Source organism: Lentibacillus populi (assembly GCA_014642895.1).
Lineage (GTDB): Bacteria > Bacillota > Bacilli > Bacillales > Amphibacillaceae > Lentibacillus_C > Lentibacillus_C populi.
On sequence record BMJD01000031.1, the window covers coordinates 44,179 to 55,742 of the forward strand.

Consider the following 11,564-nt stretch of genomic DNA (forward strand, 5'->3'; position numbering starts at 1 on the left):
TGCGTTGATTAAACCAATTTGCCAAATTGTACTTTCCTATTCAATGCATGCATAATTGGAATTCCGATTGCCATCACAACAATTTCTCCTGCAGCAGTTGTCAGCCAGGTGAGCAGGAATGGGAAATCCAAAGCTACGTACAATTCAAAGGCAATGATAAACATATTAAATGTGAATACAAGTGTATTAACAATCATAAGAGCTAAATGGTTTTTAATGAATTTACCAAGCCAGATGGTAATTCCTAATGATAATGCTGAATGGGCCACACCAAACACCAAATCAAATACTCCTGTCGGGGAAAAGATGTTTGTTAACAGGACACCTGTAACAATCCCGGCAAAATACTTTTTATTAAAGACAACCAGGTGATTGAACACCTCCGGGATACGAAACTGCACATTCGAAAAGGCGAGCGGCGGAAAGATTAGTAATACTAATGAGACCGCAACATAAAGCGCCGCAATCACCGCATTTATTACCAGCGTTTTTAATTTCATCTTAGTCACTCCTTAGTTTTTTATCGTGGGATGGTTGCGAACCACGTGTTTGATACGGTTATCAAACCATTTCATTATAAATCTTTTTAAGAAAAAAGCAATAGTAATAATTAGTACCAGATCATAATACTATGTGTTAAAATAAGTTTAAAAGCGTTATTCCTGAGTCGATATTGTACGTGATAGCAGGGATAAGCTCTTACAGAAGAGGGGGATCGTTATGTATTATTTTGCAGCCTATGTTTTAAAAATAGTATTAAGCATTTTTGGCAGAATAAAAATTTATCATAAGGAAAATTTACCACAGTCTGGAGGGTATGTTATAGCTTGCACACATACAGGCTGGGTAGATATATTGTGGCTAGGAGTATCCGTATTGCCAACGAAAATTCATTATATGGCGAAAAAGGAGTTATTCCAAGCTGGTTTGTTAAATTGGTTGATGAGAAAGTTAAATGCCTTTCCCGTGGATCGGGAAAATCCCGGTCCGAGCTCCATTAAAATCCCGCGTAGATTACTGGCGGAAGGGGAAGTTGTCGGTATATTTCCAAGTGGTACGAGAACAAGTGATGAAGTGCCTTTGAAAAGAGGGGCAGTAACCATTGCGAGTCATTCAAAGGTTCCAATTGTACCTGTTGCTTATGTCGGTCCAAATAACTTTAAAGATTTGTTCAAGCGTAAAAAGCCAAGTATTATCTTCGGAGAGCCAATCTTTTTAGATACAGGGCTACCTAAAAAAGTTGCTTCTGAAGCGATGATGCATCAGCTGAATGATGAATTGAACAAATTGAAACAGGGACTTTATGGGTCAAGATGAATATAACGCCCTGTCGCTTGAAACCATCTGAAGCGACAGGGCGTTATATCGTTATATTAAGAAGATCCTTCCTCAATGGAACCTTTCTGTGAGCTGCTCTTTCCTGAAACAAACCATCCAATGACTGCTATAGCAAGAAGGATTCCCCAGAAGGTAATTTTCCAGCCAGTGCTATGGGCAAAGTGCTCATCCAGGATGCCTACATCCTTGTGACCAAGCGTAATAACAGCGAGTTTTACGCCAACCCAAGCAACAATTAAATAAGCTGTTGTTTCCAGCCCGGGGCGCTTGTCTAGAAGTGTAACAAACCAGTTTGCAGCAAACTTGATTAAGATTAAACCAGCAATCCCCGCAATAACTACAATTATAAATTGACCTCCGTCCATCCCGCCAAACGTCGGTAACGGTGTTTCAGGAAGGACTACGGCAAGTGCAACAGCTGCAAGAATCGAGTCAATTGCAAAGGCAAGATCGGCAACACCAATTTTGGCTACTGTAGGCCAAAAACCATTCCCGGTTGATACTTCTTTCTTCTTTTCCTTTCCAAATACATGCTTTAAACCCAAGTAAATAAGATAGGCTGCACCAATTGCTTGGACCTGCCACACATTTACTAGAAAAGATATCGCAAATAGGGCTGCGAACCTGAAAATAAACGCACCGATAATACCATAATTTATGGCACGTTTCTTTTGTTCATCTGGCAGGTGTTTAGCAATTACTGCCAGAACGAGTGCGTTGTCAGCAGATAATATACCCTCTAATCCGATTAGTACTAATAATGTCCATCCATATTCCAGCCAAAGTGAATCCATATCGACTGCTCCCTTCTCCAAATAAAAAAATAGAGGCTTCTACCAGTTAATATGGTAAAGGCCTCAAAAAAAATACAAGACCTTTACCACATTGGCAAAGGTCTTGCTAACAACGCCGTAAGTTGCCGGTAAAGCCGAGAGTCTAAAACGCACTCTGTAATGACGACTTTACTGTTAAAGCTACTCCCCTTTGAAAATCTACTTTTATTTAACCATTTTTCTGAGAATATGTCAATTCGTAATGTAACCTTCTTTTGCCTCGATCATAATAGTCGTTTGTTGTAACGGGGCATTTTGATAGCTCTCTATCACCCCTTTTTCCAAAATAGATTCTTTCGTTACTGTTTTTTGTTTTAGCATAACGTCTACAGAACCGTTAAAGGGGAACACGTCCATCATGATAGTCTGATCGTTCATCCAAGCGACTTCTGCCTTTTTCTGTTTTAAGAAAGCAAATGAATCGGGGATAGGAATACCATCCTTAAAAAAAGGGTGTTCCTGTTCTTTGGCAGCTCCAGGTTCATTCAAACAAATATACAATGATACATTATCACAAAATTGCAGCAGCCCGTAATGAAAGTCGAAGCTTGCTTGGTCGAATGCGGGTAGTGATTGTTTGATCCGCTGCTGTCGCCTCTTTTCATGCTGAACAAATAACCGTGCTTCTTCTAGTGTGCTATTCTCCAAAAAGCGCGTGTAATGCCGGCTGCATAATAGACCTGCATAGGTATCGTTTTGTTCAACCTCATCAATTCCATGTTTGTAAAAAACGGTTTTCGGAAGTTCGGGGAAATCCAAGAATGTATATGGCCTGTTGCTTTTATCATTCCAGAATGGTTGTTTGTCTAGAAGTCTCCAGCCAAGATCATGATGATAAATAGCAAATTCAACTGCTTTTCTTACCCTATCTCCCTGAAAAAGTGCCTCTTGCCAATTCGCCGCGAGCTTGCCAGATATATGGGCATGGTTATCCTGTTCGATTAAAATATAACGATCCGAGTGATCCCGCACAATCAAGTTTATCCACCCTTTCCACCCCGCATTTTAAATTATTATAGCTCATTGCGTTTGTACCGTTCAAGCTGTACCGAAGATGTTAATAAAACAGCTAGCTATAAGTCAACCAGCAACAAAATCTTCTATAAACCTCGCTCCAACCCGGAAAAGTCTAGTTACTACATAATTTTTCTACTGTCACGGAACACTATAAAAAAATAAACAACGAGGAGGCTAAACGACTTGAAGGCTTCGGATTTATTTGTAAGGTGTTTAGAGAATGAGGGCGTAAAATATATTTTTGGTATTCCTGGTGAGGAAAATACGGATCTGGTTGATTCGCTCATTGGTTCTAATATTGAATTTATTGTTGTTCATCATGAACAAGCAGCAGCGTTTATGGCAGATGTCTACGGCCGACTTACCGGGAATCCTGGCGTTTGTTTAGCTACACTTGGGCCAGGTGCCACCAATCTGCTGACAGGAATTGGTGATGCTTATCTTGATCATGCGCCAGTTGTTGCCATTACAGGACAGGCCTGGCTTGAACGTATTCATAAGGAATCACATCAATATGTAGATATTATCGGTGTTTTTGAAGAAATAACGAAATGGAATCAGCAAATACGCGTTGCCCACACCATTCCGGAAATTATTCGGAAAGCATTTAAGACTGCTGTTTTGGAAAAGCCTGGTGCCGTTCATATTGAGCTTCCCGAGGATATTGCCATGACGGACACGAATGGGGAGGTGCTCCCTGTCACACCATTGCCAATATCACAACCGGCAGAGGATGAGGTAAGAAAGGCTGCAGAGAAGATCAATCAAGCAAAAAAGCCAATAATCCTGGCTGGAAACGGTGTGTTTCGCAATGATGCAGCCAAAGCATTAAGAGAATTTGCTGAAGCTAAAAATATTCCAGTTGTAAACACGTTTATGGCAAAGGGCATTCTCCCATCCGATCATCCGCTGACATTGTATACGGTTGGGATGCAGTCGAAAGACTATGTGCTGTGCGGCTTCGATCTTGCCGATTGTATTATCACAGTTGGATATGATTTTGTCGAGTATCTGCCAAAATACTGGAATGATGAGGCAATGAATAAAATTGTTCATATTGACAGTCTACCTGCAGAAATTGATGCCTATTATCCACTTGAGGCAGAGTTAGTAGGAAATGTAGGGGAGTCGTTAAAAGCATTAAGCCCCCATGTGAAAGCAAAAGAACTTTGGCCAGAAGTGAAAGCGTTGAAATCACAGCTTGTAGAAAAACTTCATGCATCTGATGAAGTATCAAGTAGTCCTGTGAAACCACAACGTATTATTGCTGATCTGAAAAAGGCAGAAAAAGGCGAAGCAATTGTTATTTCCGATGTCGGAGCACATAAATTATGGGTTGCTCGTCTGTATCAGCCGGAAAAACCGAATCATACGATCATTTCGAATGGCTGGGCAGCCATGGGTATTGCTGTTCCAGGGGCAATTGCAGCAAAACTTGCGAATCCGGATAAACCAGTAGTTGCTGTTACGGGTGATGGCGCTTTTCTAATGAATGGTGTTGAGTTAGCAACAGCAAAGCGGCTCGGGGTAGCTATGGTAATCGTTATTTTCCACGATGAAAAATATGGATTGATCGAATGGAAGCAGCTGAATAAATATGACCGGACAAATGCGATTGCTTTTACCGATCCAGACTTTTTAACGTTCGCTAAGAGCTTTGGTTGTAAGGGGATTAAGGTAAAACATTCAGATGAACTATTACCTGCCTTGGAAGAGGCACTTGCCAGCGAAACGATTGTATTAGTTGATGTAGATGTAGATTACTCAGAAAATGTCGAGCTAACCAAAACACTTGGTGATTATATTTGTAAACTATAATGCTAAGAGGCTGCACAAACCCCGTAATATTATTCGGGAAGTGACAGCACCTCAAGAATGGGAGGAACGCAAGATGACAAAGAAGTGGCAATTGTGGATTGGCGGGAAATGGCGGGAAGCCAAGGCATATGAACCTTTAAATAACCCGCATACGGAAGAAGAACTGGCACAAATTGGACAAGCGGAACCGGAGGATGCTGTGGAAGCCATTGTGGAGGCGCACGCTGCTTTTCAAAAATTCCGGTCCTACCCTGCACATGCACGCGCGAAAATTTTAGCTAAAGTTGTAACGATTATGGAAGAGCGCAGTGATGAGTGTGCCAAAATTATTGCGCTGGAGGGTGCTAAATCAATCCGCAATGCTCAGGAGGAAATAAGCCGTACTGTACAAACCTATCGTTTTTCCGCAGAGGCGGCCAAGAGCAATTACGGTGAACGAATTCCCATGGATGCGGCAGAGGGTGGCGAAAACCGTTTTGGTTTTACTAAACGAACCCCAATCGGTGTAGTAACAGCGATAACACCGTTTAATTTTCCATTTAATCTTGTTGCCCATAAAGTCGGACCCGCAATCGCTGCTGGGAATTCCATTGTGTTAAAACCCGCAGAACAAACCCCGTTAAGTTCATTGTTTCTTGCTGAGGTATTTAAGGAGGCTGGTCTTCCGGATGGGGTCTTGAATATTATTCCGGGTAAAGGGGATGTGCTAAGTGAGGCATTAACCACCCATCCACACGTAAAAAAGGTAACCTTTACCGGTAGCGTTGAGGTTGGGCATCTGATCCAGCAGCAAGCCGGCTTCCGGAAGCTGACACTTGAGCTTGGATCGAATTCTCCTTTTATTATTGACGAAGGGGTAGATATTGATAAAATCACTGAACGCAGTGTAATGGGGGCTTTTTCCTACAATGGTCAGGTATGTATTTCGGTTCAGCGAATCTATGTTCACCAATCATTGTATCACGACTTTTTAGAACGGTTTGTCACCCGAACGAAACAGCTGGTCGTTGGTTCACCGCTTGATGAGAAAACCAATATAACAGCAGTTATTTCAAAAAAATCGCTGGAACGCCTGCAAAGCTGGCTGACCGAAGCTGTGGAGGAAGGTGCTAAAATTGAATGTGGCGGCAATGTAAAGGGAAACGTTATGATGCCAACTGTTCTGACAAATGTAAATCGTGATTCCAAGGTATCCCGCTTTGAAGTTTTTGGTCCAATTGTCTGTATTTCTCCGTTCGATACGTTGGACGATGCGATTAATGAAGCCAATGATTCCCGGTATGGATTAAATTCAGGCGTTATGACTCCAAGCCTAGAGCGGGCGTTTTATGCGGCTGAACGTTTGGAAACAGGAGGCGTTATTGTAAATGATATTCCAACATACCGAATCGATAACATGCCTTACGGTGGCTGGAAGGACAGTGGTGTCGGCAGAGAGGGAGTCAAATATGCAATGGAAGAAATGATGGAGCAGAAATTTATCAGTATAAAAACAGGTGAATAATTGGGCGAAGTCAGTCCCGGTGACTTTATGCTTTATAAGTCACGGGACTTGCGTTTTTTAGGCAAAAAACAGATTACTTTCTATGTTATACTATATCTGTACAATCATATACTTATAGTGAAAAAAAATAGCTGCTTGAGAGAGGATGGAAGAAATGGTACCGACTATTATCGTGATTGCAGTTGTGGTTATCATTGTAATTTTTTCCATTGTGTCCTATAACGGGTTGGTGAAATACCGTAATTGGGTACAAGAGGCATGGAGTCAAATTGACGTACAGTTAAAAAGACGTCATGATTTAATCCCTAATCTGGTGAACACGGTTAAAGGATATGCAAAGCATGAAAAGGAAACATTGGAAAAAGTTGTACAGGCCCGTAGTCAATTAGTAAATGGCACACCACAAGAGCGAATTGAGGCAGATAATCAAATTGAAGGAGCATTAAAGTCAATTTTTGCATTATCGGAGTCATATCCGGATCTGAAGGCGAACGAGAATTTTCTTAATCTCCAGGAAGAATTGACAACGACGGAAAATAAAGTAGCCTATTCACGGCAGCTATACAATAAAACAGTAGCTGATTACAATATTAAACGGGAATCCTTTCCTACTAATATACTGGCTGGAATGTTTCGTTTTGATAAGGAACAGCTATTATCGATTCCCGAAGCGGATCGCGAAGTACCAAATGTAACCTTTTAGTGGAGGAAAATTATGCTTTATAAACAAATATTGCAAAACAAGCGCAAAACGATCCTGCTGGTCACCGTATTTAGTGTGCTTGTGCTGGTAATTGGCTGGGCAATCGGCTATCTGTTTAATAATGACTCCTGGTCGGGGTTAATCATTACGCTTATCATTCTAGCATTCTATGTACCGATTACCTACATGTCCGCAACATCACAGGTTTTGAGTATGTCCGGGGCGAAGGAAATAAAGCGTGAGGACAATCCACAACTTTTCGATGTTGTGGAGGAACTCTCACTGGCTGCCAGGATTCCGGTGCCAAAGGTTTATATTGTGAATGATCCGGCACCTAATGCATTTGCCACCGGAATAAAACCTGAGAAAAGCGCTGTTGCATTTACGACAGGTTTATTGGACAGGTTGAATCGTGAAGAGTTGTCTGGTGTGGCAGCCCATGAAATTTCACATATACGGAATTATGATATTCGTCTGATGACACTCTGCATAGCACTAGTCGGTGTTATTGTTTTAATTGCCCATTTTGGGTCGCGCATGCTATTTTTTAGTGGTGGCAGAAGGGGTGGCGGGGGAAATAAGAAGTCCAACCCTATTCTAATGATTATTGCACTGGTATTTGTTATTCTGGCACCGATTGCGGCTCAATTTGTGCAACTAGCTGTTTCCAGAAATCGTGAATATTTGGCTGATGCATCTGCAGTCGAAATAACGCGCAATCCTAAGGGGCTGATTAATGCCTTAACGAAAATCAGCCAGAATCCACGAGATGTTAAAAACGCGAAAGAGGCAACAGCATCTATGTATATTGCACGACCTTTAGGGAATAAGCGTAAAAAACGGGGCAGTCTATGGGCTACTCATCCACCAATAGAGAGTCGAATTGAACGACTGGAAAATATGTAAAAAACAGGAACAGTCTTAGGACTGTCCCTGTACTGCAGTTAAATTAACTCGACCACCAAAAACAAGTTTAATAAAATAACTAAAACAGCGATAATCCAAGCTGCAATAGTTGTTATACGTTTGTTGACCAGAACCCCCATAATGGTTTGGTTACTTGTAAACATAATTAGTGGAACAAGTGCAAATGCAATACCAAATGAAAGAATCACCTGGCTTATGACAAGCGCATATGTTGCATTTACCCCGGAAATAATTACAAGTAAAGGCGGAATCATCGTAACAAACCGTCGTACATATAGGGGTATGCGCTTCTTAATAAACCCTTGCATGACAACATCGCCTGACAACGTACCAACTGAAGAACTGGACAACCCAGCGATTAACAAACCGGCACCGAATGCCCCAGCTGCAAATGGCCCGATTAAATGGTTTAGCTCACGAAACGCTACATCCAAATCTTCAACTACTAACCCCTCTTTATAAAATAATGCAGCAGCGATAATCAGCATAGCCATGTTAATAGCACCAGCGATTATCATGGCAACCACAATATCGGTAAATTCAAATTTAAAGATAAGTTTTTTCTCCCGATCATTTTTGCCGACTATCCGGTTTTGCATAAGGGATGAATGCAAATAGATCGCGTGTGGCATTACCGTTGCTCCGAGAATGCCTGTTGCGAGCAAGATACTTTCTACTCCATCAAAACGCGGTATGACCATTCCATTTAAAACTTGAAGTGCATCCGGTTTTGCTAAAAATGTTTGAAATGCAAAAGCAAGTACAACCATCATAACCATTGCTGCAATTCCTATTTCAAGTGAACGATAGCCCCGGCGCTGCAACTCCAGTATGGCAAATGAGACAATCGCCGTTATCAGTGCAGCGGGTAGCATTGGTATTCCAAAAAGCAAGTAAAGACCTAATGCAGCACCTATAAATTCGGCTAAATCCGTCGCCATAATCACTAGTTCACTTTGTACCCACAAAAAATAGGAAATCCCTTTTGGAAACCGCTGTCGTGCTATCTCAGGCAAGTTCTTTCCAGTTGCAATCCCTAATTTTGCAGACAGGGTTTGTATTAATACCGCCATTAAATTAGAAGCTGCAATAACCCATAACAGCATATAACCATATTTTGATCCGGCAGTAATATTTGTCGCAAAGTTACCTGGGTCAATATAGGCAACGGACGCTATAAAGGCAGGCCCTAAAAAGGGTAATATCCGCTTGAATCCTCTTGTTTTCCCGTTAAAAATATTTTCAGTTGCTCCCATAATTTTTTCCTTCTTTTCTAATTGTTTTCCTCCAACCAGTTATATGGATTAATAAAATATAGTTTACCTAATGCAACTTTCGAAATTAGTTTATCCCAAATTGGCATAAATGTCAACCCTCGTTTGACACTTCAACTAGTCATTAACAGGACGGATGTCACATGAATAGCATGGATATAGAAATGAAAATTGGAGGAAATAACGATGCAAATTCATGTGGTTAAGCAGGGGGAAACGTTATGGGGGATAGCACAAAGCTATGATGCAAATATCTACCAAATTGTATTAGTAAATCAGTTAGATAATCCAAATGTCTTAGTCGTTGGGCAGACACTGGTTGTTCCGATTCCTTATCGTGAATATGTGGTGCAGCCTGGTGATCAATTGTGGTCAATCGCGGATAGGCATGGTGTAACTGTCCAAGAGCTTGCCGCGGTAAACAATATTACAAATCCATCACTCATCTATGTAGGTGAAATGCTTGTACTTCCTTATTTTTCCTATACGATACAAGCAGGTGATACGCTTTGGTCAATTGCCAGGAAGTATGGTGTAACCGTAAATCAAATTACACAGGCGAATAATATCACACCAACATCTGTGCTACACCCAGGCCAAACATTGCGAATTCCTCACAGCAATCGGCCGGTAACAGAAATAAATGCTTATATTACACAAATAAATGAACAAGGGAGAGCGGAGGTACTGGCGTTAGGGAGAAATTTCACCTATCTTTCCCCATTTATGTACAGTATGAGAGAAGACGGGACAATTACGCAAATGCAGGAAGGCGCCTTGCTGGAGGCAGCCCGAGTGCACGGTGTTTCCCCACTCCTTGTTTTAACAAACTTTTCCGGGGGAAACTTTGATTCAGACTTGGCTGCCACGATTTTAAGAAATCCAGACCTGCAGGAAAGGATAATTGCAAATCTTTTAGAAACCATAAGGGCAAAAGGATATGCAGGAGTAAACTTTGACTTTGAATACGTTTATCCGGAAGACAGAGAAAATTATAACGCATTCTTACGCCGAGTAGTGACAAGGCTGCGTCCTGAAGGATTGCTTGTTTCAACAGCCGTTGCACCAAAAATCAGTGCAGATCAACCAGGATTACTGTACGAAGCACATGATTATGCTGCACATGGAGAGATTGTTGATTTCGTTATCATTATGACATACGAATGGGGCTGGGCCGGTGGCAGACCATTAGCTATTGCACCAATTAATAGAGTTCGTGAAGTATTGGATTTTGCTGTTACCGTCATTCCCCGCAATAAAATTATGATGGGGATACCATTATACGGCCGTGATTGGAAAATTCCGTGGCAAGAGGGGACAATCGCTCGAACGATCAGCCCGAAAGAAGCCGTCCAGATGGCAGCAAACTATGGCGCCAGTATTCAGTATAATACAACCTACCAGTCGCCATTTTTCCGCTATACTGATGAGACTGGTCAGCAGCATGAAGTATGGTTTGAAGATGCCCGCAGTGTTCAAGCAAAATACGATGTGTTAAAGGAATATGGTCTAAGAGGAGCAAGCTACTGGGTGTTAGGAAACCCATTCCCGCAAAACTGGGCGGTTTTGGGGGATAATTTTAGAGTGAGGAAGTTGTAATAAATATGATATTATTTACAAAATGCCCCTGTATAACTGTGATATAGGGGTCCTTAAGTGTACGCTGCTTTCAAATATAGCCAAAGTATATAGGATTAGTAGCATCATTTTATCTTCCATTGGCGAGAAGACCCCTTCCTCAAGGAATGTATAGGGTGAAATCCAATGAGTAGGTAGGGGATGAATCGCCTCTCCAAGAGAGATTTTTTGAAGTTGACAAGAACGTGTATTCGAGTGATAATAGGCATAGATGGTAGAAAAGGGGGCTTTTAAGGGATGAGCACAAAGGCATATTTCTCTAATCGAATCTATAAAAATACACTTTCCAATTCAGTTGTTGGAGCTATTCGCGATTGCTTATCCTGCTTCAACCGTGCAAAACAGTTCGTCTTGAATACCTTGGTCAAGGAAAAGCGTTCGGGCCAGAGTAGACGGGAAAAATCGATCCATGTAAACGTCAAGGAAAAATATCAATTGGACGACTATTACGCTAATAGTGCTGTTCAAGCTGCCAAGGCTCAATTAAAAAGTCTGGACGAACTGAAAAAAAT

At 41.5% G+C, this 11,564-nt stretch carries 10 protein-coding genes, 1 pseudogene and 1 riboswitch; of the genes and pseudogenes, 7 read left to right on the plus strand and 4 right to left on the minus strand.

Annotated elements, in window-relative coordinates; all coding sequences use genetic code 11:
• Positions 1 to 8: 8 nt before the first annotated feature.
• A complete protein-coding gene (locus tag IEX12_RS16295) occupies positions 9 to 500 on the minus strand; it encodes a QueT transporter family protein (RefSeq protein WP_088051323.1) in 492 nt (163 codons plus the stop codon).
• 6 nt (positions 501 to 506) lie between these two features.
• Positions 507 to 551: riboswitch (PreQ1 riboswitch) on the minus strand.
• Positions 552 to 720: 169 nt separating this feature from the next.
• On the opposite strand from IEX12_RS16295, the gene IEX12_RS16300 reads away from it, so the two are divergent.
• Positions 721 to 1,317, plus strand: a complete 597-nt coding sequence (locus IEX12_RS16300) for a lysophospholipid acyltransferase family protein (RefSeq protein WP_088051322.1) — start codon at positions 721 to 723, stop codon at positions 1,315 to 1,317.
• 56 nt (positions 1,318 to 1,373) lie between these two features.
• Here the strand turns inward: IEX12_RS16300 and IEX12_RS16305 are convergent, their stop codons facing one another.
• Positions 1,374 to 2,132 (minus strand): TerC family protein, encoded by a 759-nt coding sequence (locus tag IEX12_RS16305; protein ID WP_088051321.1) that lies wholly within the window; start codon positions 2,130 to 2,132, stop codon positions 1,374 to 1,376.
• A gap of 231 nt (positions 2,133 to 2,363) precedes the next feature.
• Positions 2,364 to 3,143, minus strand: a complete 780-nt coding sequence (locus tag IEX12_RS16310; protein ID WP_230856137.1) for a DUF3891 family protein — start codon at positions 3,141 to 3,143, stop codon at positions 2,364 to 2,366.
• A 228-nt stretch (positions 3,144 to 3,371) separates the two neighbouring features.
• On the opposite strand from IEX12_RS16310, the gene IEX12_RS16315 reads away from it, so the two are divergent.
• The 4 genes from IEX12_RS16315 (at position 3,372) to htpX (ending at position 8,119) form a co-directional block, all read left to right on the plus strand.
• On the plus strand, positions 3,372 to 5,006 hold the full coding sequence (locus IEX12_RS16315) for an acetolactate synthase large subunit (protein WP_102416057.1): 1,635 nt from the start codon (positions 3,372 to 3,374) through the stop codon (positions 5,004 to 5,006).
• A 73-nt stretch (positions 5,007 to 5,079) separates the two neighbouring features.
• A complete protein-coding gene (locus IEX12_RS16320; RefSeq protein ID WP_088051318.1) occupies positions 5,080 to 6,510 on the plus strand; it encodes an aldehyde dehydrogenase family protein in 1,431 nt (476 codons plus the stop codon).
• A gap of 154 nt (positions 6,511 to 6,664) precedes the next feature.
• Positions 6,665 to 7,213 (plus strand): LemA family protein, encoded by a 549-nt coding sequence (locus IEX12_RS16325; protein WP_088051317.1) that lies wholly within the window; start codon positions 6,665 to 6,667, stop codon positions 7,211 to 7,213.
• Between the two features lie 12 nt (positions 7,214 to 7,225).
• The gene (htpX, locus tag IEX12_RS16330; RefSeq protein WP_102416055.1) at positions 7,226 to 8,119 is read left to right on the plus strand and encodes a zinc metalloprotease HtpX; all 894 of its coding nucleotides are present in this window, start codon (positions 7,226 to 7,228) and stop codon (positions 8,117 to 8,119) included.
• 38 nt (positions 8,120 to 8,157) lie between these two features.
• Here the strand turns inward: htpX and IEX12_RS16335 are convergent, their stop codons facing one another.
• Positions 8,158 to 9,396 (minus strand): Nramp family divalent metal transporter, encoded by a 1,239-nt coding sequence (locus IEX12_RS16335; protein WP_088051316.1) that lies wholly within the window; start codon positions 9,394 to 9,396, stop codon positions 8,158 to 8,160.
• A gap of 204 nt (positions 9,397 to 9,600) precedes the next feature.
• Here IEX12_RS16335 and IEX12_RS16340 point away from each other — a divergent pair, with 204 nt between their 5' ends.
• Together IEX12_RS16340 and IEX12_RS16345 are read left to right on the plus strand one after the other, a co-directional pair.
• On the plus strand, positions 9,601 to 11,013 hold the full coding sequence (locus IEX12_RS16340; RefSeq protein ID WP_188725497.1) for a glycoside hydrolase family 18 protein: 1,413 nt from the start codon (positions 9,601 to 9,603) through the stop codon (positions 11,011 to 11,013).
• 276 nt (positions 11,014 to 11,289) lie between these two features.
• Positions 11,290 to 11,564, plus strand: a pseudogene (locus IEX12_RS16345) (hypothetical protein); the annotation flags it as partial.